20 protein-coding genes and 1 pseudogene are annotated in these 21,336 nt (G+C 64.3%); 19 read left to right on the top strand and 2 right to left on the bottom strand.

Going from position 1 to position 21,336, the window contains the following annotated elements; genetic code table 11:
* The 5 genes from AC1DKN_RS12675 to purU form a co-directional block, all read left to right on the top strand.
* A partial coding sequence (locus AC1DKN_RS12675) for an L-serine ammonia-lyase, iron-sulfur-dependent, subunit alpha (protein ID WP_476851260.1) occupies nt 1-252 on the top strand: 252 nt, incomplete at its 5' end.
* Nucleotides 253-266: 14 nt separating this feature from the next.
* Nucleotides 267-1,274, top strand: coding sequence for a lipoyl synthase (lipA, locus tag AC1DKN_RS12670; protein WP_476871451.1), 1,008 nt, complete (start codon nt 267-269; stop codon nt 1,272-1,274).
* A 76-nt stretch (nt 1,275-1,350) separates the two neighbouring features.
* Entirely contained in the window at nt 1,351-2,187 is an 837-nt protein-coding gene (locus AC1DKN_RS12665) for a methylenetetrahydrofolate reductase (RefSeq protein ID WP_476859991.1), read from the top strand.
* Entirely contained in the window at nt 2,177-3,643 is a 1,467-nt protein-coding gene (gene cycA, locus AC1DKN_RS12660; RefSeq protein WP_476871450.1) for a D-serine/D-alanine/glycine transporter, read from the top strand. The genes AC1DKN_RS12665 and cycA overlap by 11 nt, the downstream gene beginning before the upstream one ends.
* The gene (purU, locus tag AC1DKN_RS12655; protein ID WP_476871449.1) at nt 3,640-4,569 is read left to right on the top strand and encodes a formyltetrahydrofolate deformylase; all 930 of its coding nucleotides are present in this window, start codon (nt 3,640-3,642) and stop codon (nt 4,567-4,569) included. The genes cycA and purU overlap by 4 nt, the downstream gene beginning before the upstream one ends.
* Nucleotides 4,570-5,001: 432 nt before the next feature.
* On the opposite strand, the gene AC1DKN_RS12650 is transcribed toward purU, so the two are convergent.
* Nucleotides 5,002-5,205 (bottom strand): hypothetical protein, encoded by a 204-nt coding sequence (locus tag AC1DKN_RS12650; protein ID WP_476871455.1) that lies wholly within the window; start codon nt 5,203-5,205, stop codon nt 5,002-5,004.
* A 36-nt stretch (nt 5,206-5,241) separates the two neighbouring features.
* On the opposite strand from AC1DKN_RS12650, the pseudogene AC1DKN_RS12645 reads away from it, so the two are divergent.
* The 6 genes and pseudogenes from AC1DKN_RS12645 to AC1DKN_RS12620 form a co-directional block, all read left to right on the top strand.
* Nucleotides 5,242-5,322, top strand: a pseudogene (locus tag AC1DKN_RS12645) (short-chain dehydrogenase); the annotation flags it as partial.
* 384 nt (nt 5,323-5,706) lie between these two features.
* Nucleotides 5,707-6,609: an aminoglycoside phosphotransferase family protein gene (locus AC1DKN_RS12640; protein WP_476871448.1), complete on the top strand. Its 903-nt coding sequence runs from the start codon at nt 5,707-5,709 to the stop codon at nt 6,607-6,609.
* Nucleotides 6,610-6,686: 77 nt separating this feature from the next.
* The gene (locus tag AC1DKN_RS12635) at nt 6,687-8,147 is read left to right on the top strand and encodes an HNH endonuclease signature motif containing protein (protein WP_476871454.1); all 1,461 of its coding nucleotides are present in this window, start codon (nt 6,687-6,689) and stop codon (nt 8,145-8,147) included.
* Nucleotides 8,148-8,806: 659 nt separating this feature from the next.
* Entirely contained in the window at nt 8,807-9,715 is a 909-nt protein-coding gene (locus AC1DKN_RS12630; RefSeq protein WP_476871447.1) for a phosphotransferase, read from the top strand.
* Between the two features lie 122 nt (nt 9,716-9,837).
* A complete protein-coding gene (locus tag AC1DKN_RS12625) occupies nt 9,838-11,130 on the top strand; it encodes a C-glycoside deglycosidase beta subunit domain-containing protein (protein WP_476871453.1) in 1,293 nt (430 codons plus the stop codon).
* A gap of 32 nt (nt 11,131-11,162) precedes the next feature.
* A complete protein-coding gene (locus AC1DKN_RS12620) occupies nt 11,163-12,641 on the top strand; it encodes a sugar phosphate isomerase/epimerase family protein (protein ID WP_476871446.1) in 1,479 nt (492 codons plus the stop codon).
* A gap of 64 nt (nt 12,642-12,705) precedes the next feature.
* On the opposite strand, the gene AC1DKN_RS12615 is transcribed toward AC1DKN_RS12620, so the two are convergent.
* Entirely contained in the window at nt 12,706-13,650 is a 945-nt protein-coding gene (locus AC1DKN_RS12615; RefSeq protein WP_223913469.1) for a LysR family transcriptional regulator, read from the bottom strand.
* 228 nt (nt 13,651-13,878) lie between these two features.
* On the opposite strand from AC1DKN_RS12615, the gene AC1DKN_RS12610 reads away from it, so the two are divergent.
* The 8 genes from AC1DKN_RS12610 to AC1DKN_RS12575 all read left to right on the top strand — a co-directional run bounded on the left by AC1DKN_RS12610 (nt 13,879) and on the right by AC1DKN_RS12575 (nt 21,332).
* Complete coding sequence (locus tag AC1DKN_RS12610; RefSeq protein WP_476871445.1) at nt 13,879-15,168, top strand: ABC transporter substrate-binding protein; 1,290 nt, start codon at nt 13,879-13,881, stop codon at nt 15,166-15,168.
* 54 nt (nt 15,169-15,222) lie between these two features.
* The gene (locus AC1DKN_RS12605) at nt 15,223-16,182 is read left to right on the top strand and encodes a carbohydrate ABC transporter permease (RefSeq protein WP_476859986.1); all 960 of its coding nucleotides are present in this window, start codon (nt 15,223-15,225) and stop codon (nt 16,180-16,182) included.
* A 3-nt stretch (nt 16,183-16,185) separates the two neighbouring features.
* Nucleotides 16,186-17,022 (top strand): carbohydrate ABC transporter permease, encoded by an 837-nt coding sequence (locus AC1DKN_RS12600; RefSeq protein ID WP_223913472.1) that lies wholly within the window; start codon nt 16,186-16,188, stop codon nt 17,020-17,022.
* A 6-nt stretch (nt 17,023-17,028) separates the two neighbouring features.
* On the top strand, nt 17,029-17,400 hold the full coding sequence (locus tag AC1DKN_RS12595) for a nuclear transport factor 2 family protein (RefSeq protein WP_476849724.1): 372 nt from the start codon (nt 17,029-17,031) through the stop codon (nt 17,398-17,400).
* Between the two features lie 30 nt (nt 17,401-17,430).
* Complete coding sequence (locus tag AC1DKN_RS12590; protein ID WP_476871444.1) at nt 17,431-18,207, top strand: TIM barrel protein; 777 nt, start codon at nt 17,431-17,433, stop codon at nt 18,205-18,207.
* The gene (locus AC1DKN_RS12585; protein ID WP_476871443.1) at nt 18,201-19,763 is read left to right on the top strand and encodes a GMC oxidoreductase; all 1,563 of its coding nucleotides are present in this window, start codon (nt 18,201-18,203) and stop codon (nt 19,761-19,763) included. Before AC1DKN_RS12590 ends, AC1DKN_RS12585 begins: the two co-directional genes overlap by 7 nt.
* Before the next feature lie 73 nt (nt 19,764-19,836).
* Nucleotides 19,837-20,232, top strand: coding sequence for a C-glycoside deglycosidase beta subunit domain-containing protein (locus AC1DKN_RS12580; RefSeq protein WP_230009126.1), 396 nt, complete (start codon nt 19,837-19,839; stop codon nt 20,230-20,232).
* Nucleotides 20,229-21,332 carry a sugar phosphate isomerase/epimerase family protein gene (locus AC1DKN_RS12575; protein WP_476871442.1) on the top strand — a complete coding sequence of 368 codons (1,104 nt, stop codon included), beginning with the start codon at nt 20,229-20,231 and terminating at the stop codon, nt 21,330-21,332. The genes AC1DKN_RS12580 and AC1DKN_RS12575 overlap by 4 nt, the downstream gene beginning before the upstream one ends.
* Nucleotides 21,333-21,336: the final 4 nt, after the last annotated feature.

Genomic DNA, 21,336 nt, shown 5'->3' with positions numbered 1-21,336 from the left:
GCGATGGAACATAACCTGGGCCTGACCTGCGATCCGATCGGCGGGCTGGTCCAGGTCCCGTGCATCGAACGCAACGCGATCGCCGCCGCCAAGGCCATCAACGCCGCCAAGATGGCGCTCTGGGGCGACGGCACGCACCGGGTCTCCCTCGACGAGGTCATCGTGACCATGCGCGAAACCGGCAAGGACATGTCCTCCAAATACAAGGAAACGGCCATGGGCGGCCTTGCCGTCAACGTCGTCGAATGCTGAAGGAAAGAGAACTAATGACACTGGCACCAGAAGGCCGGAAGATGCTGCGCATTGAGCAGCGAAACGCGGCCACACCGGTGGAACGGAAGCCGGAATGGATCAAGGCCAAGGTCCAGATGGGCCCCGAGTTCGTCCAGCTCAAGAACCTCGTCAAGAAGGAAGGCCTCCACACCGTGTGTGAAGAGGCCGGCTGCCCGAACATCTTCGAGTGCTGGGAAGACAAGGAGGCCACCTTCCTGATCGGCGGCTCCGAATGCACCCGGCGCTGCGACTTCTGCCAGATCGACACCGGCAAACCCTCCCCCGTGGACATGTTCGAGCCCACCAAGGTGGCCCGCTCGGTCCAGGCCATGGCGCTGCGCTACGCCACCGTGACCGGTGTGGCCCGCGACGACCTCGCCGACGAGGGCGTCTGGCTGTACGCGGAGACGGTCCGCAAGATCCACGAACTGAACCCGGGCACCGGCGTCGAACTGCTGATCCCGGACTTCTCCGGCAAGCCCGAGCACATCGCGGCGATCTGCGACTCCAAGCCCGAGGTGTTCGCCCACAACGTCGAGACCGTGCCCCGGATCTTCAAGCGGATCCGCCCGGCGTTCCGCTACGACCGCTCCCTGGACGTCATCACCCAGGGCCGCAAGCTCGGCATGGTCACCAAGTCCAACCTGATCCTCGGCATGGGCGAGACCCGCGAGGAAATCTCCGAGGCGCTGCGGGACCTGCACGAGGCCGGCTGCGACCTGATCACCATCACCCAGTACCTGCGCCCGTCCGAGCGGCACCTGCCGGTGGACCGCTGGGTCAAGCCGCAGGAATTCGTGGACCTGCAGCACGAAGCGGACGAGATCGGCTTCCTGGGCGTCATGTCCGGGCCCCTGGTGCGTTCCTCCTACCGCGCCGGCCGGCTCTGGGCCACCGCGATGCGCAAGAAGGGCTGGGAAATCCCGGCCGAACTCGCGCACATCGAAAGCTCCGGAAGCACCCGCCAGGAAGCCAGCTCGCTGCTGGCAGCTACGGCCTGAACAACCCAACCTTGATGCCCAAAACCTGATACCCAAAAACCTGATGCCCAAAAAATCTGATGTTCAGAGAGGACCAATGATGTTCCCCATCAGAATAGAAATCATCCCTTCCGGGGGAATCGTTGAGCGCGTCACGGACCTGGTGCCGTTGACCACGACGCTCACGGTGACGTGCCTGCCCCATCACGGCATCGAGCGGACCATGCGCACTGCCGTGCAGCTTGGTGTGCTGGGCTACACCGTCATCCCGCACCTCGCCGCGCGGACCCTGCATGACCGGGCCGAGCTGACCGGAATCCTCCGCGACTGCGATGCCGCCGGCATCCGCGAGGTCTTTGTCATCGGCGGGGACCGGAAGCAGCCGGCCGGCCCGTATGAGTCCGCCCTTCCTCTGCTGGAGGACATCGCGCAGTACACAGGCGGGTTGATGCGGGCAGGCATTGCGGGCTACCCGGAGGGCCACCCCTCCGCCGGCCCCGTGGAGGTGCTGGACGCCCTCCTGGCAAAACAGCACCTGGCCTCGCACGTTGTGACCCAGATGTGCTTCGCCCCGGAGAAAATCCTTGATTACGCGGCGCTCCTGCGCCGCGAAGGCGTTGAGCTGCCCATCTGGGCAGGGGTGGCGGGGTCCGTGCCCCGGACCAAACTGGTCTCGCTGGCTACGCAGATCGGCGTCGGAAGTTCCCTGAAGTTCCTGAGCCGGAAGGGCCCGCTGGCCCGCAAACTCCTGAGCGGCGACCACTACTCGCCGCAAAGCCTGGTGTCCGGGCTGGAAAACCAGCCTGGCAACCTCGCGGGCATCCATCTCTACAGCTTCAACAGCCTTGACTCGGTTCCCGGCGGACCGGGTCAGGCGCCCATCTCAGCAGCACTCCAGACAGCATTGATTCGAGGAGCAGCACGTGACAACTGAAACCGTAACTTCCCACCAGGAACCGCATCTTGAGCGGCAGCTCAGCAACCGGCACATCCAGCTGATCGCCATTGGCGGCGCCATCGGCACCGGCCTGTTCATGGGCTCGGGCAAAACCATCTCCGCGGCCGGACCCTCCGTCATCTTCGTCTATATGATCATCGGCTTCATGCTGTTCTTCGTGATGCGAGCCATGGGCGAGCTCCTGCTGAGCAACCTGAACTACAAATCCTTCAGCGACTTCGCAGCGGACCTCCTCGGGCCCTGGGCCGGCTTCTTCACCGGATGGACGTACTGGTTCTGCTGGGTGATCACGGGAATCGCGGACGTCATCGCCATTGCCGGCTACTCCAAGGAACTCTGGCCGGGGCTGCCGCTGTGGATCCCGGGCCTGGCCACCGTGGCCATCCTCCTGCTCCTGAACCTCACCACGGTGAAGGCGTTCGGCGAGACGGAGTTCTGGTTCGCGCTGATCAAGATCGTCGCTATCGTGGCGCTGATCGTGGTGGGCCTGTTTATGATCTTCAGCGGGTTCCAGTCCGATGCCGGCCCTGCCAGCTTCACAAATCTGTGGAGCCACGGCGGATTCTTCCCGAACGAGTTCATGGGTTTTGTGGCCGGCTTCCAGATCGCCGTGTTCGCTTTTGTGGGCATTGAGCTGGTGGGCACCACCGCCGCGGAGGCCAAAGACCCGGAGAAGAGCCTGCCGAAGGCCATCAACTCCATCCCGATCCGAGTGCTGCTCTTCTACGTGGGCGCCCTGATCATCCTGATGTCTGTCACTCCCTGGACCCAGTTCCAGGCTGGCCACAGCCCGTTCATCGCCATGTTCTCCCTGGCAGGGCTCGGAGCCGCGGCAACGATCGTGAACCTGGTGGTGCTCAGCTCGGCCATGTCCTCGGCCAACTCCGGCATTTACTCCACGTCGCGCATGGTCTACGGGCTGGCCCAGGAGGGCGACGCGCCGTCAGTCTTCAGCAGCCTGTCCCGGCGTAAGGTCCCGCAGAACGCCCTGTTCCTGTCCTGCGTCCTCCTGCTCTCCGGCGTGGTGCTGATGTACGCCGGACAGGACATCGGCAAGGCCTTCGACATGGTGACCACCGTGTCGGCCGTCTGCTTCGTGTTCGTATGGTCCATCATCTTGGCCAGTTACGTGGCCTTCCGCCGTCGGCGCCCGCACCTGCATGACGCGTCCAAGTTCCAGATGCCCGGCGGAATCCCCATGGTCTGCGTGGTCTTCGCGTTCTTCGCCTTCGTCCTCTGGGCGTTGACCACGCAGCCGGACACACTTCTGGCACTCCTGGTAACGCCGGTCTGGTTCATTCTGCTCGGCGCCGCGTGGTTCGTGCTGCGCCGGCGCCCCGCGCACTTGGCCCGCTATGAAAGCTTCCAGGCTGAGCTCGCGCAGGACGAGGAATCAGCTGTTGCGCGAAAGTTTGAGAAGGTTCAGAAATGACCGCACAGACCCCAAACAGCCCCGAGCCTGCAGCTGCGGAACCCGGTGCCACGGCAGAGCACATCCTGACCGTCGACTGTGTTGAGTCGCCGGGCATCGTCCATTCGGTCTCGGGATTCCTGCTCAACCACGGCTGCGACATCCTGGACATCAAGCAGTACGGGGACAAGGGGCAACGGCACTTCTTTATGCGCGTCCACTTTTCCTCGGGTTCCTCCTCCGACGCCTCCTTAGGGCAGGATTCCTTCAGCACCGAGGACCTGCGCCGCGACTTCACGCCTGTGGCCGAAAAGTGGGAGATGAATTGGCAGCTGGAACCGCACGGCCGCAAACGCCGTGTCCTGGTGATGGTGTCCAAAATGGGCCACTGCCTCAACGATCTACTCTTCCGGGCACGCACCGGCGACATCCCGGTGGAAATCGTCGCGGTGGTATCCAACCACCGCGACCAGGAGGGCCTGGTCCAGTGGCACGGCATCCCGTTCTTCCACCTGCCAGTCACCAAGGACACCAAGCCCGAGGCGGAGACCCGGCTAATGGAGCTGGTGGACGCCTTCGACGTGGAACTCGTGGTCCTGGCCCGTTACATGCAGGTCCTGAGCGATGAGCTCTCGGCTCAGCTGGCGGGACGGACCATCAACATCCACCACTCGTTCCTGCCCAGCTTTAAAGGCGCAAAGCCCTACCACCAGGCCTACGACCGCGGCGTCAAGACCGTGGGCGCCACGGCTCACTACGTTAACGCCGAACTCGACGAGGGCCCGATCATTTCCCAGCAGGTCATCGAGGTGGACCACACGTACACCGCTGATGACCTGGTGGCGGTGGGCCGGGACGCCGAATGCGCGGCCCTCCGCAACGCCGTCCGCTGGCATTGTGAAGGCAGGATCCTGCTGCTCGGCAACCGCACCGTCATCTTGCGGTAGGCCATGAAACCGACAAATGTGCCGCGCTGGCGCCCAGTGTCGTGGAACGCCTTGCCCGTCGGGCAGCCGGTGAGGCTCTCGCAGGACGGCCGCCCTATCGGCTCCGGCACCGTGGACGGAACCACGCCAGACGGATCCATCATCTGGGTTGTCCTTGACGGCTGGTCCGAACGGCGAATGTTCCACCGGGAGGATTATGTTCGGGTCGAAATTAGCGCGTAGCCGGCCGCGGCCAGCGCGCGAGTCATCGCACCGGAAGCGCGCTGATCGGCGGTTGCGCAGGGAAACCTGGGCTGTCATTCTCGCGGCCGGTGCCCTGTTGGCAGTGATCCTGTGGCAGGCACTGTCCTATGGAAACTGACAAAACGCCAGCGGACGACGCCGACTGGGCTCCATAGAAGGTCAAGACGACGGCATCAGAGTCCGTCGAATTCAGACTGGTTCGATTTTGCTGGGCCGGGGTTCAGCATGATGTCCGTTCTGCTTGCTCGGGATCTCGGTCGGCGCTCCGGGGAGCGCGTACACGCGTCGGGCGTTGTCGCGTCCGACGAGTTGCACGATCCTGCGGGCGTCCGCCTCGGAACAGTCGTCGTCGTCGATCCATCCGCCGACTACCTTGGTGATTGCGTTGCGCAACAGTCTCGCTCCGAGGTAGTGAAGTTCGGCTGGGCCGCCACCGCCGCGCAGCTCGCCGCCTCCATCACCTTCCTGCTCAGCGACGACGGCACCAACGTCAACGGCGCCGCCGTTGCTCGTTTACCTGCGTCAGGAGGGCGGCGCAGCGACGGTTCAAGTCCACCCTCCGGACGCCGCGACCGGCTTTCTGGAAAAGTTGCGCAGCCAGGTGTGGGAAGCCCGAGGTGATAGGGCAGCTGATGACGGCAGCGCCGACAGCCAGGGTTCTGGAAGAGGTGGCCCGTCAGGGCCAGGGCGCGGGCTGACCGCTGAGAATCCGGTGGTCCACGCCGGATGAGCTAGCCGCAACTTCATGCTGTCCCAGGACGACGGCGGGACATCCCGCCGTCGTCCGATTCCATGTCCTCCCGCGCCCCGTCGGCTCTTGGGCTCTTGACCTATATTCGGACGAGGGGAAAGGATCGGACTGCATTGCCGGCACAAAGGAAGGCGGATTTCTGAATGGCTCGAATGCCGCCAGCCACGGTGGAAGTGAGTAACAGCGTCGTCCAGCGCCTCGTCCGGGACCAGCGGCCCGACCTCGGCGATTGTCCTTTAGCGCGGGTTGCGAACGGCTGGGACAACGCGACCTTCCGGCTCGGTGACGATCTGGCCGTCCGGCTTCCGCGCAGGGCGGAGGCCGTTCCGCTGATACTGCATGAGCAGCGCTACCTTCCCGACATAGCTCGCCGCTCCCCGGTTGCGGTTCCTGTCCCCGTCCATGCCGGCAGGCCGACGTCGGACTTTCCATGGCCGTGGAGCATTGTGCGGTGGGTCCCCGGAGCCGCTGCGGCCGACGTCGGGCCGGCAGGCCGCGGGCCGGCGGCTAAGGGCCTCGCCGATTTCCTGCTGTCCCTCCACGTGCCCGCCGAAACCGGCGTCCCGGTCAACCCTTTCCGAGGCGTGCCGCTGGCGGACCGTGACGCTGTGCTGATAGAACGGCTCGGGGACCGCGAACGCTACCCGCAGGCGGCAGCGCTGAGAGCAGTGTGGGCGCAGGCCTGCGCCGCCAAAGCCTGGGATGGTCCGGCGATGATGCTCCACGGGGACCTCCACCCTGGCAACATCCTGTTGGCGGACGACGGCTGCCTGGCCGGCGTCATCGATTTCGGCGACGTCGGGGCAGGGGACCCGGCTGTCGACCTTGCGGTGGGGTGGCTGATGTTCGACGCCGGCACCCGCCACCGCTTCATGGGCGCCTTTGGCTCCGCAGTAGATGGAGACACCTGGATGAGGGCCCGCGGTTGGGCCCTCATCCTGTCCACCGCCATGCTGAGCAACTCCGACGATAATCCGCGGATGTTCGCCGTAGGAAAGTTCGGGGTCAGGCAGATCCTGGATGACGGACTTCGCCTGCGACTCTGACGCCAGAGTTAAATGTCAGTGGCGCCTGCCATGCTGAGGGTGTGGAAGGCAAAGCAGCTGCGGAGACGTTGGAGGCCATGGAGGCCTCCCTTGCCAGGTTGTCTGCATTTGCCGGTCGCGGAGCCGGGAACGCGGCCTCGACTGGCGCCGACCCTCTTCGGGACGAAGCCGACGCGTGCCTGGACGGTATGGCTGAGGTGGCCAGCATGGAAGCCAGGCTGGCCGCGCTGAAAGTGCACTTCGCCGGCGGATATGCCCGCGCTGCCGTCGCCATGGCGGGCCCAGCCGTTTCCCCGCAGGAGCGCACCGCCCAGGAAATGGCCGTGACAGCAGAGGTGGCCTGTGTCCTGACCGTGAGTGAAAGATCGGCGGCGGCGCTCCTGGCAGAGTCGGCCACCCTGACCACTAAGTTGCCCCTGACGCTGGCTGCGCTGCAAGTAGGCAGCATTTCATGGCAACATGCGCGGGTGATGTGTGATGAAACGTCCGGTCTGGACCTCGCCGCGGCGGCTGCTTTGGAGGCTCATTTCCTGGACCCCGAAGCTCCCTTTGCCGCGCGTGGCTGCCCGGCGGGGGAGCTGGTGCCGGGCAGGTTCCGGGCCAAGGCGCGCAGATGGCGTGAGCTGCACCATCCCGTAAGCATCGAAGCCCGCCACCGCAAGGGTGTGGAGGACCGTCGGCTGGAATATGTGCCGGACCGGGACGGCATGGCCTGGCTCTCGGCCTATCTGACTGCGGATGTGGCGGTGGCTGCATGGTCCCGTGCCACGGAAGCGGCCCGTGCCCTGCAGGAGCCGAATGAATCCCGGACCCTGACCCAGCTCCGTGCGGACGTCGCCGCCGACTGGCTGCTGGCGGGGGTGGCGGAAGGAACTCCGTCACCCAAGGCGCAGGTCCTGGTGACCGTGCCGGTGCTGTCTCTTTTGGGCGCCGAGTCGGAACCGGCCACGCTGGACGGGTATGGTCCCGTTCCGCCGAGCATGGCCCGCCGGCTTGTGGGGGATGGCGCCGGATCGTTCCTGCGTGTGCTGACCGATCCGCGCAGCGGAGCGCCGCTGGAGATCGGACGGACCAGCTACCGGGTTCCGAAGGCGATGCGCCAATGGTTGCGGCTTCGGGATGGCCGGTGCCCTTTTCCGGGCTGCAACAACCATTCCCTGGATAACGAAGCGGATCATCTGTTGGCTTGGTCCGAGGGAGGCGGCACCGGGGTCACCAATCTGGGCCAGCCATGCCGGCGGCACCACCGGCTCAGACACACCACAGCATGGAGGCCGGTTGACGCGACCCGGGACAAGCCACCCGGCTGGATCTCACCTGCGGGACGCTCCTATCCCAGCGAACAACAAGACTGGGAACCACCACGCTGGCCGCAGCACCTCGGCCACGCGGGTGAAGGCCGGGAGTTGGAACCGCCCGACTGGCCGGACGTACTTGTCGGCGCTGTTGGACCCGGAGAGGCCGTCGGACCCGGAGAAGCCGCTCCGCCATTGCCGGTGGATCCCTTACCTGACTGGGCACTGTTCATCGCGGCGTAGGAGCGGGGCTCCATGTTCCCTCCCCGTCCAATGAGAGGCTCGAAAGGATGTGCCGGCCATTGGCCTGCACCCCTGCCTCCGCCGTGACCCTGAGCCGTGACCCTGAAAGGCCGGATCGGCCAGGACGAACGCGACTCAGGCCACCGTCCCCCCGCCCATCACGGTCCGGGTCAATCTCGACTCACCGGACGGGTTCGTCGGGTCTGCCTGCTGCGGCGATCCTGCGACGCATGACGCCGAGTGGACGGGGAAGAAGGCCTTGATGAAAGTTTCTTCATGACCGTTTCATCCCTGCCTCATTGTTGTAATTCACGCTGGACACACGAATGGCTTGCGCCGGAAGAGCCTGGGTATGGGGAAGCGGGGGCATGGTGGACGGAGCATGGCTGTCTACTGTTCGGGGGCACGGCACGCCTGGAACGCGTCAATCTGCTGCGTCGCACCACTCGCTGGTGTCTCCGCCAGTCCATGGAATTGATTCCATGGATTGGCCCTCCGCCGTTCCGGCGTCTGCCGACGACGATACCGGCACGTCCTGGCTGGTTCAGCGGGCTTGGCCAGAGAAGACACCAGGAGAATTTGTACTGGAGGTCCGGACGCCGGGAGTGCCAGGCGTCCGGGGAGCTTACTTGCGTCACGGGCAGTTCGAACTAATCCCGTTGGACGATCCGGGGCTTCCCGCCTTGCGGGGGGAAGCGCAGCAGGGGGAATTGATTTCGTATTGGCCGTACCATCAGGCTGTCGTCCGGGCGGAGGGCCGCTATATAAAGATCTTCGGGCCCGGGGGCGCCGTCGTACCGGCCGAGCGCTGCGCGCAAATGGAGGTCCTGCTGGACGCCGGCAACTTCACAACGCCCAGAATCCTTCGTCAGAGTTCCCAAGCGGACGTCATCGTTTTCAGCGCCATGCCGGGACCGACTCTGAACGAGCTGGGCCGGGTGGAAGCGGCCGTCTGCGATGAAGCGTTCGCCAGGGCATGGGAGAAATGGTCGCGCGCCTGGGTCGCGGAACTGAGCGGCTCCCATGGTCCAGCAGCACGAGGCGTTCTCGACAGCCTTCCGCTCCGTTCAGCAGAGTGGGAAGCCACGAAGGTGTGTCGACGGGTGGACGACTGGTTGCGGCACAATGAAAACGTCCCCGAGTTGTCGTCTCAGCGCGCTGTCTTGCGCGCCGCTGCAGAGCACGTGGCCATGAACCTGCTGCGGACGGCACCGGATCCGGTGGTATGGGCCCACGGAGACCTGTACGACAAGCAAATCATCGTTCCTGACGGCGACATCCCGCCCGGGCTGCTGGACTTCGACAGTACGGCCCGACACGAGGCCGCCCGGGATCTGGCCGGCCTGGACGTCCATCTGGAGCTTCATCTACGAAATAACCGCATGACGCCGGCACGCTATCTGACGGCTCACACGCAGGTGCTGGCCGTGGCCGAGGAACTGCGCGTCAGTCCAGCCCGGTTCGATGCGTACTCGGACGCCATCTGGCTCCGTCTGGCACTTTCGCCGTTACCTGGCCGCTTCTCTCTGGCCATCGGCGTCCTCGCGGAACGGGCCGAAAGGAGCTGAGGCCCTCGAAGCGGCCAGGCCGGCGAGCCCTGGCAGGTTTTGTAGGTTAGGTGCTCACTTAGGTGCAAAAGCGACAGAATGATTGCTACTCTGGATTCTGCACCTAGAGAGAGTGAGCAATGATGCTTCTCGAAAGAGACCTCATCCAGTCCGTCGGCTTCCGCAACGTAACTGACGGCGGACGTGTAACCGGCTTTCAGTTCCGGGTCCGGATGCCTTCCTACCGGGGCATGGCCGCGTCCCTCATCGATGGCATCGCCGTTCGCGTTGGCGGCATCGTCGACGTCGGACCTGACGTTCCGCTGTGGACCTTCGGCGGGCGGACCTACACCCTGCAGCAGCTCTGGGAAAGTGATGGCGTGCGCTGGCCCCTTGAGGAAGCGGCAGTGGTCACCGTTCCCTTCGACGGCGGCCTGCCGCAGGGCGTCCACGAGCTCTCCATCGAGCTGCGGCTGCGGATGTCCTACATACCAGTCGAGCACCAGCCCACCACCCACCGGACCAGCCGCAAGGTGACCCTCGCGCCGGAAGGCGGCGAAGGTACCTTCCGCTACGGCGTTTCCCTTTACAGTTTTATGGGCGATTACGGCACAGTGATGGACCTTGAGGCGGCGCTGGCCGCCGTCGCTGACATGGGCGCCACCGGCGTCGAGATTCTCGGCGAGGGCCACGTTCCCAACTATCCGGAACCGTCCCCGGCCTGGATCGATAACTGGTTCGGCCTGCTGGAGAAGTATTCGCTGGAGCCGACGAACTACGGTTCCTGGATTGACACCCGTCTTCACCCGGGCCGCACCATGACGGTCGCCGAGGGTGCGGAGGCCCTGCAGCGGGACCTGCGGCTTGCCAACCAATTGGGTTTCGGCTTCGTGCGCCCCAAGATCGGCGTGGTGTCCAGCGATCTGGTCCCAGACCCCATCTGGACCGAGTCCGTGGAACGCTCCCTTGATCTGGCCCACGAGCTGGGGATCATCATCTGCCCGGAGATTCATTCGCCGACGCCCATCAGGCACCCCGTCGTCGAGGACTATATCGGACTCATCGAACGGACCGGAACCAAGAACTTCGGCCTGCTTATCGACACCGGAATCTTCCAGGACCGGCCCATTCCGCTGCGCGCAGGTGAGACCCGCGAGACCCGGCCCGCCTTCCTCGACGGCATCGGCGTCGACCCCGCCGACTTCGCCGATATCGCCCAGTATGTGGTGTTCGTCCAGGCGAAGTTCCACGACATCAACGAGCAGCTGGAAGACCAACAGATTCCCTGGCTGCCCGTGCTCAAGGCCCTCAAGGACTCCGGCTACACCGGTTATCTCTCCAGTGAATATGAAGGCGAACGCACGCCATGGCACGCCATTGACCAAGTGCGGCGCCAACACGCCCTGATCCGCCGCATCACCGGCGAACTTACCTGACCCATCCCCTTTTCCCAGTAAAGAGAGCAACAATGCCAAACGGACTTCTTGACGATGCAAGCCTCCGCACCCATCCCGACGGTCTCGCGCTTGCCCTGACCCTGCCGTGGTACCGGAGTCTGTGGCTCTCCTCGGTCTCCAGCCTGCGGCTCACCGTCGACGGCCAGGATATCCCCGCCGGGAACTTGTCCCTGGAACTGGGCGGTGTCCGCTATGCGCTCCCGGACCTGCCCGCTCAAAGCGAAACGCTCTGGTACCTCCAGGAACATCCCTTGCTCATCGCCACAACGGAGAGCCCTGTTGCCTTGGGCGAGCAGCACACCGTCCGGCTCATCGGTGAGCTGCGCCTGCCGTACATGCAGATTGCTCCCGGCCAGGACGGCGGTCCCGGCATGTACGTTCCCAACTTCGTGAACCAGACGTTGGAGCTGACCGTCACGGACAGGGCTGCGGCGGCACCGGAACTGACGACGGCGGTCACGCCGCCCCCACCGAAAGCGGAGGAAGATCCGTTCTCGCTGGGGCTCACCCTGTACTCGGCAAGCGCCGAATTCCGGGCCGGCTGGTACGACTTCGACGGTCTGCTGAACCGCGTGGCCGAGCTCGGCATCGGCCCCGGGATCGAGATTGTGGCATCGCAGGTCCTTCCTGCCTATCCCAACGTGACTGACGACTTCGTGCGCTCGTGGCAGCGCGCCTTCGACAAGCACGGCTTCACCGCCAGCTCCTTCGGCGCCAATCTGGACATGGGACGCCGCCGTGACCGCGACATGACCCCGGACGAGGAGTACGAGTTCACGCAGACACTCTTCCACGGCGCCAAGAAGCTCGGTTTCCCGCTCGTCCGCATCCAGAGCGCGAAGCCGGAGCTGCTTCGCCGGCTGCTGCCGCTCGCCGAGGACCTCGAACTCAAACTTGCCTACGAGATCCATGCACCGCTGGGACCCAACTCGCCCGAGATCATGAAGGTCCGCGACGTCTACGCCGAGCTTGATTCACCGCTGTTGGGCTTCGTGGCTGACTTCTCCTCAACCATGCACAGCATGTCTCCCACGCTACTGCGCGCGGTTCGCCGTGCCGGGCTGGACGATGAAGCTGTCGAAAGGCTGCAGGCTATCTGGGGCACTGAGGCACCGATGCGGGTGCGGCAGGAGGAGTTCATTGCCTACCTGCGGGGACATGACTTCGATCCTGCCCGGCTTGGGTCCTTCGCCCACCTGGCGTTCAACATGCACGGCCACGTTAACCCGAAGGAGTGGGCTGACATCATGCCGCAAATCATGCACGTCCACGCGAAGTTCTACGACATTGATGAGCAGGGCAACGAGCCGGCCATCGACTATCCGGAACTGGTCCGCGTATTCGTCGAAGGCGGCTACCGCGGTTACTGGTCCAGCGAATGGGAAGGCCATGCCTTCGCTGAGCTCGGTGAGGTGGATCCGCTGCTGCTGGTGCGGAAGCAGCATGACCTCATCCGCAAGAGCATGCGTACGGCGCTGGCATCAGCCTGACCTGAAAGACCGACGTCCCATAGCCTCGATGCCCGTCCGTTTAGCCGGCCGGGCATCGAGGCATTTAAGGGGCTTCCTTGGTTGCGGCGGCTGCCACGATGTCGGCAGCCTCTTTGAAGAGGCCCCGCATCCACTCATGCTCGGAGTCGCGGTTGTGCACGGGGTGCCACCACAAGGCATTAACCAGCGGCGTGGCATCGAAGGGCAGCGGCAGGATCCGAATCCCGCCCACGCGCAGGGCGAACGGCACCAGGGCCGCCTGGATGAGCGCGATCCGGTTGGTCCCAACCACAAAATGCGGCAAGGACTGGAAACTTTCAACAACCACGTCCACGCGGGGCTCAACGCCCAGCTGCTGGATCTGCCGTTCCGCCGACGTTGAGGCTGAGCGCGTCTGATAGGTCATCACCCAGGGAAGTTCAGCGATGTTTTCCATGGTGATTTGCTCGCCGACGGCTTCATTTGACGTGGAGACCACGGCCACCCACCCGTCCCTCCACAGGTCCAGGTAGGGCAGCCCGGTGAGGAATCCATGAGGAATCACCATGCCGTCCACCGATCGAAGGCGGTTGGCTGCATCCTCCACCACCATCGGATTGTGGAGCATGAACCGGAACCGGACACCTGGGGCGCGCTCGGCTGCAAGCTCGGAAACAACCCGGCCAATGGTAGTGAAGCCGTAATCCGAGCCGTAGATGGAGAACTCGCGCTCGGATTCTGTGGGCTCCCAGGTGGCCTGGCTTTCGAAGACGCGGCGTGCGGCCTCCAGCGCGGTGGTGGTGTGCTCCGCGAGCCGGAGGGCGAAGGGGGTGAGCTCGTAAGCATTGCCGCGGCGGGCCAGGATCGGGTCCCCAAAGTGGGATCGGAGCCGGGCGAGCGAGGCGCTGAGCGCCGGCTGGCTGAGGTGGAGCCGCTCGGCCGCCCTGGTAACGCTTCGCTCGGTAATGAGGGCATCCAGCGAGATCAGCAGGTTGAGGTCGAGACGGGAAAGCAGGACATGTTTCGTCACGGCGCAGCGATCCTTTGGGAGTGGAACCGGTTCAAGGGAGTGTATCAGCGGGATCAATAACGTAGGCGAAGCCATCAGGGATCTGGATGGACCTTCCGCGGACCCCCGTTAAACTTATGTCCGTCATAGCAAAGACTTATGTGTCTTTTAGGCACATCTCCTGCATACTTGTGAGTGACCGGGGTCACGACACCCGGATTTTGGACAATGAAGTCAGAAAGGCTGGACATGACACAGCACCGTCGCTATTCAGGCCTGAAGGTCGGCGCCCTCGCCGTCCCCACCGTCGCAGCACTCATTCTTACCGGTTGCTCGGCCTCCACCGGCAGCAGCTCCTCTTCGGGTGGTTCCCAGGAATTTTCACTGTCCTTCGCGACATCCAACACCATCGAGAGCCCCTTCCAGGTGTTGGCAGAAAATTACATGAAGTCACACCCGAACGTGAAAATCACCTTCAATCCTCAGCCTAACGACTCCTACGACCAGACCCTGCGCACACAGCTCCAGGCCGGAAACGCCTCAGACGTCGTAGTGACCTCACCCGGCTCCGGCACCGGCCGCAGCATCCTGCCGCTCGTCCAGGCAGGTTTCCTTGAGCCGCTTGACGATGCCGCGAAGCAACTGCTCCCCGAGGGAAGCGCCAGCACCTTTGGAACCGACGGCAAGGTGTACGGCCAGGCCACGGAAATTACGATCTCTGCCTTGGTGAGTAATGAGACGGCTGCAGCTGCAGCCGGCGGCTTCCCTGCCGACTATTCCTCCCTCCAGCAGCAGTGCAAGGCTCTGGAGTCCTCCGGTAAATCCCTCTTTGCCCTTGCCGGATCAGCCCCTCCCAACACAGGGCTGATGGCGATGTCCCTGGCAGCCTCGCGCGTCTACGCGGAAGACCCGAAATGGAACGATAAGCGCGCTGCCAAGGAAGCCACCTTCGCCGGCTCGGACGGTTGGAAGGCAGCCCTCGAAGCAGTTAATACCTTGAAGGACGCGGGCTGCTTCCAGAAGGGTGCTGCCGGCGGCGGCTTCGATGCCATCACCAAGGGGCTTGCCAGCGGAACGTCCGTGAGCGGCTTCATCCCGGCTCCAAGCTGGAAGCAGCTGCAGTCCGCCGCTGGGGGCTCCCAGTTCGCCGTACGGCCGTTCCCGGCGGAACAGGGCTCAGGTAATAGCTACGTATTTGCCAGCGCAAACTACGCCTTCTCCATCAACGCGGCCTCCAAGAACAAGGACGCTGCCAAGGCCTTCCTCGACTGGGCCGCCCAGCCTGAGCAGACCAAGGCATTCGCAGAAATCGACGGTGCCCTGCCGGTCAGCGGACTCGACAAGTACGATTTCGACGGCGGCGCCTACAAGAACGTCGGAGGCCTGATGAAGGACGGCAAGTACGGCCCCCTGCCCAACATCCAGTGGCCGAATTCCGCCGTCTACGACGCACTGGCCACGGGGGTCCAGGGCATCATCACCGGCCAGAAGAGCCCTGACCAGGTCCTGCAGGCCATGGACGCGGCCTGGGATCAGTAGCAGTTCTTGACCATCAACGTTCCGACGACTCAAAGGGACAAGCAAGGAATACCAATGACTGCGACGATGCAACCGAAAAGCGAAGCAGCTGAAGCACCCCGGCGAGGCAAGCGGACGCCGGGGGCGGGTGAGAACACCCGTCCCCGGCGGGGGCCCATGCAGTTCGGACACTGGTGGTGGGCGCTGCCCGGGATCGCCCTGGTGTTTGCCATCCACTACGTGGCAACCGGAATCGGCGGATTCTTCGCCTTTACCAACTGGACGGGCATCGGCTCGTTCAAAATCACGGGCTGGACAAACTTTGAGGCCATCTTCAAGGACCCCACGAAACTCGGAGCCCTCTTCAACACCCTCTTTCTGGCCTTTGGCTCGGTTCTCCTGGGCAACATCGCCGGGTTGGTCATTGCGCTGGGCCTGAACCGCGTCGTCAAGACGCGCTACATCCTCCGGACCCTCTTCTTCATGCCGGTGGTGCTCAGCCCGCTAGCCACGGCCTACATCTGGAAATACATCTTCGACTTCGACGGTCCGCTCAATGCCTTCCTTACGGCAATAGGCGCCGGCGACCAGGCCAAGCCGTGGCTGGCCGACCCGCAGTGGGCCATCTGGACCGTCCTGGTGGTGCTGGTCTGGTCTTCCACCGGCTTTGCCATGGTGATTTTTATGGCCGGCCTGGCCGGTGTCCCCGTGGAAGTGGAGGAGGCGGCGGCCATTGACGGCGCCAACCTGTGGCAGCGGTTCCGCAACGTTACCCTGCCCGCCATCCGCCCCGCCGTCGCCATCGCCACCACCCTGGGAATCGTCCAGGGGCTGCGCGTCTTCGATCCCATCATGGCGCTCACCGGCGGCGGACCGGCCGGAGCGACGGAAACGCTGGCCACGCTGGTTTACAAGCAGGCCTTTGCGCTCGGGAACTTCGGCGGCGGTGCCGCCCTGGCCCTGGTGCTCGCCGCCATCATCCTGATCTTCGCCGTTCTCCAGCAGCGGCTGACGCGTTCGAACCCTGAGGACTAAGCCATGTTCCGCTACACCAAGCTCACCCTGCTCCGCGAAGTCGGCCTCTGGGCGCTGGCCCTGGTGTTCCTCGCGCCGTTCTACTTCCTGGTGACAACTGCCCTGAAGCCGGACAACGAGTTGTTCACCACCTCGGCCCTGGCTCCGCCAACAAGCCCCGACTTCAGCAACTTTATCGACGTCCTCACCGCCACCGGCAACTCCAACGTGGTGATGGGCCTGGTCAACAGCGCCATCATCACCGCAGGCAGCATCGTTGGGCTGATCGCACTCGGTTCCATCACCGGATATGTCATCTCCCGCAGCACCCGACGCTGGAGCAAGGGCGCGTATTACCTCTTCCTGATCGCCATCATCCTCCCCGGCCAGCTCGGCGCCGTCCCGCTCTACATGGGTGCACGGGCCCTTGGGCTCACCGGATCCGCTTGGGGCCTGATCATCCTCTACACGGGCATGCTCCTGCCGTTGTCGATCTTCCTCTACGCAAACTTCTTCCGCGGCCTCGGCACGGACTACGAAGAAGCGGCCACCATCGACGGCGCCAGCAAATCCCAGATTTTCTCCAAGGTGGTGTTCCCTATGATGGCGCCAGCCACGGGAACGGTCACCATCTTCGCCGGGCTCATCGTGTGGAACGACTTCTTCACGTCGCTGATCTTCCTGGGCGGCTCCGCCAACCAGACGCTGCCGGTGGCCATGTACTACTACATCGGCTCCCTGGTCTCCCAGTGGAACTCGATCTTCGCGATAGTGATCGTCTCCATGATCCCCATCCTGGCGCTGTTCCTGTTCGCGCAGAAACGGTTCATCCAGGGCTTCTCCGGCGGCCTGAAGGGCTGACCCGCGATGGTTGACAACCGCGCAGCGTTCGAGCGCTTCGTGGAGATCTTCTACACCCAAAAACGGGTGCGTGAAGCCTTCGACTTCCTTGTGGCCGACGACTACCGGCAGCACAACCCGACCATTCCTGACGGGCCTGAGGCGGCAGTAAGGATGCTGACGCCGAAGTTCGACGGATCGCCAGACTCCCGGTTCGAGGTTCAGCGCATCCTGGTGGACGGTGACCTGGCGTTGGTGCATGTACGCGCTTCAGGTCCCGGGCGTCCCGACGCCGCCGTCGCAGACATTTACCGCTTCGAAAACGGGCGGATTGTTGAGCACTGGGACGTGCTTCAGCCGGTTCCCGAGCACCCGGTCCACGACCACCCCATGTTTTAGACCACCATCTCAATTCCCTAGGAGACATCCATGTTTCAACTTTCGCCCAATATCGACCTTTTGTTCGCCGAAGCAGGCGAAAGTGCTGCTGACCGGGTTCGCGCGGCGGCAGCGGCCGGCTTCGACGCCGTCGAAATGTGGGGCCCAACGGGCAAAGACATCCCGGCCCTGAAGCACGCGCTCGACGAAACCGGAGTCCAGCTCACCTCCCAACTGGCGGAACCGCGTATGCAGTTCATGATCCCGCCCCGCAACCACGATGCTTTCTACACCGGGCTGGACGCCGGCGTCGAAGTGGCACAGCAGCTCGGCTGCCCCCGGATGGTAGTGGGCAGCGGTACAGGATTCGGCGGGCGCAAGCGGCAGGACCAGCTGGACGAACTGATCGAGATCTTCACCCGAGGCGTCGCGCACATCGAGGGGTCCGGCATCACCCTGGTCCTCGAACCGGTGAACGTCAGGGTTGACCACCCGGGAGCCCTCCTGGACCGGACCTCGGAAGCCGTCTATGTCGCCAAGGGCGTCAACTCGCCCAACTTCGGCGTTCTCTACGACCTCTACCACTCCACGGTCGAGGGCGAGGACGTGGCCGCCGAGCTCGCCAACGCCGGCGACCTCATCAAGTATGTTCAGATCGCCGATGCGCCGGGGCGCGGCGAACCCGGCTCGGGATCCATCGACTGGCACGCCCGGCTCACGGACCTGGGGAACAGCGGGTATGCCGGCCCCATCGGGCTCGAGTACTACCCCACGATCGACTCGGCGAAGTCCGTCCGGCGCATCCAGGAACTGGTGGCGGGATGGTGAGCGGTAACCGGTATCCCGCTGCGGTCGACGTCGCCATCGTCGGCAGTGGCCCCACGGCATCGGCATACGCGCGGATCCTCAGCGAGGAAGCCCCTGGTGCCACCATCGCCATGTTCGAGGTGGGCCCCACGGTCAGCAATCCACCCGGGGCGCACGTCAAGAACATTGAGGATCCTGAACGCCGCAGCCTCGCGCAGCGGGCATCGGAAGGTCCCGGTGCAGGTGCCGAAACCGTGAACTCACCCGGCGCGGTCAAAAGCGGGGAGCGAAGGGCCAGGCCCGGCACCTACCTGCTCCAGGATGGCTACGTCTTCCCCGGCGAGGACGGGATGCCCGTTGCCGCCATGTCCAGCAACGTGGGCGGCATGGCCGCCCACTGGACCGCTGCCTGCCCGCGCCCGGGCGGCAAAGAGCGCATTCCGTTCCTGCCGGACCTTGAAGAGCTTCTTGACGACGCCGACCGACTGCTGGGGGTGACCACCTCCGCCTTTGACGGGGCTCCGTTCTCTGACCTCGTCCGGGAACGACTCGCCGCCGCCGTGGACGCGGGCCGTGGCACCGCCTACCGCGTCCAGCCCATGCCTCTTGCTGTACACCGGCGGGAGGACGGCGGCCTGGTCTGGTCAGGTTCCGACGTCGTGATGGGGGATGTGACCCGCGAAAATCCGCAGTTTGAACTCTTTGATGAGTCGCTGGTAACGCGTGTGCTCCTGGAGGATGGCGCTGCTGCCGGCATCGAAGTCCAGGACCGCCGCAGCGGCGAAACCCATCAGGTGGCCGCCCGCTACGTTGTGGTGGGTGCGGATGCCCTGCGCACGCCGCAGCTGCTGTGGGCTTCCGGGATCCGGCCTGATGCCCTGGGCCGCTACCTCAACGACCAGGCGCAGGTAGTGTTCGCGAGCCGGCTGCGCGATGTCACGGCTCCGCAGGGCCGGGCAGCCGCCAACGGCGCGCTCAGTGAGCAGAGCGGAGTTGCCTGGGTTCCCTACACGGACGGGGCGCCCTTCCACGGCCAGATCATGCAACTGGATGCGTCACCGGTTCCCTTGGCCGACGATGACCCCGTTGTCCCGGGCTCTATCGTGGGGCTTGGCCTGTTCTGCGCCAAGGATCTGCAGCGCGATGACCGGGTGGCATTCAACGACGGTGTCCGCGACTCGTACGGAATGCCCGCCATGCGCATCCACTATCGCCTCACAGAGCGGGATCACGAGGTACTGGACCGCGCCAAGCAGGAAATTGTCCGCCTGGGCAAGGCGGTGGGTGAACCGCTCGACGAGCGTCCGTTCGTCATGCCGCCCGGCGCTTCGCTTCACTATCAGGGCACAACCAGGATGGGTGCAAGGGACGACGGCGAGAGCGTGTGTTCGCCCGACAGCCAAGTGTGGCAGGTCCCCGGCCTCTTCGTGGCCGGCAACGGCGTCATTCCCACCGCCACGGCCTGCAATCCCACGCTGACCGCTGTGGCGCTCGCAGTGCGCGGGGCCCGGAAACTCACAGAAGAACTCAACAGCTCTTTACTTATGTCTGAATCAGACAATAGACTGACTAAATAATGAATAAGTGGTGCGATGCCGCTGCTATTTCGTTCAATCACAGGCAAGGCATGCCGCAGACAAGGAGGTCTCGATGATCGCCGACCGCATAATCGAGCAGGGAACACTGATCACCCAGGACGGCCGTACCGCCGTCGAAGTCCGCATCCCCTGGTACCGGGCCCTGCCGGGTTCCTGCATCGCTGGAGCTGCATTGACAGTGGACGGCGTCGCCGCCCCCGAGGGCTCACTGCGCTGGACCATGAACAATCGCACTTTCAGCTTCGAGGAACTCGTGGACGAGACCGGCGAATGGTGGTTCCCGCTGGACTCGGCAGTCCTTTCGGGTGACCTTCCCGTCCCGGACAGCCGGACCGAGCACGAGGTCAGGGTGGACCTGAAGCTCTACATCCCCTACATCATCACCGACCACGGCGTGCTGCACATCGAAGAGCACGACACCAAGACCATGAAGGTGGAACAGCGATGACCAGCCTCGGCACGCCGATCCAGGGCGTCACCCTTTACAGCTTCACCCGGGCCTTCCACGCCCGGCAGTACGACCTCGATGGCCTGATCCGCAAAGTGGCGGCCGAAGGCTTCGGCCCAGGGCTCGAAGTCATCGGATTCTCCAGCCTGCGCGGCTTCCCGGACCGGATCGATGACAACTTCGTGGGCCAGTTCCGTGATCTTGTGGCCGAGGTTGACCTGGTCCCCACCTCCCTCGCAGTCAACGTTGACACCGGTATCCGCCGCGACCGGCTGATGAACCATGACGAGCTTGTCGAATACATGCGCAAGCAGATCGAAGTAGCCGCCAGGCTCGGCTTCCCGATCGCCAGGGTGCAGATCTCGCTGACTCCGGACGCCATGGAAAGCCTGCTGCCCGTGGCCGAGAAGTACGGCGTCACCCTGGCCCTCGAAGTCCACGCGGACCAGCACGGCGCCCACGAACGTGTCCTGGCCCTTCGCGACCGCTACGAGAAACTCAATTCCCCCTTGCTCGGCTTCACCGCCGACTGGGGTGCCACCGTTACCGGCTTTGCGCCCTCCCTGCTGGAGGCCTACCGGCGGCGTGGTGCTTCGGAGGAACTTCTCGGACAGGTGGTCGACCTGTGGAATGGTTTCTACGTCGACGGACCGCCAAACACGCAAAAGGTTCACGGTGAACGCTTCGGTGCCTTCATCGGCCTGGCGGCCCGGAACGGCCGGCCCGATCTTGGCATTGACTTCGCCATCAACGGAACAGGGCTTTTCGGTCCTGCCCCGCTGGACACCTGGCTGGAGATCATGCCTTGGGTCCGCCACGTGCACGGCAAGTTCTTCGGCATCGACGAGACCGGCGAAGAGCCCTCGGTGCCGGTCCGGAGCCTTGTCCGGCAACTGGTTGAGCACGGCTACTCCGGCGCAATCTCCAGCGAATACGAAGGCTGGCACTGGAACAACTGGCAGGACCCGTTCGACATCATCCGCGGCGAGCAGGCCGTCCAGCGCTCAGCGGCCGCCAACGCCGGTTCGGCCATGATCACCGACGCTTCAGAAGCCCGCCGCATCCTCAACAGCCATCTCGCCCAGCCCGTCCGCGGCTGACAAC

Source organism: Arthrobacter sp. 01N444 (genome assembly GCF_056399305.1).
The sequence above is the reverse complement of the archived record's forward strand: the minus strand, read 5'-3'. Positions and strand labels throughout refer to the sequence as shown.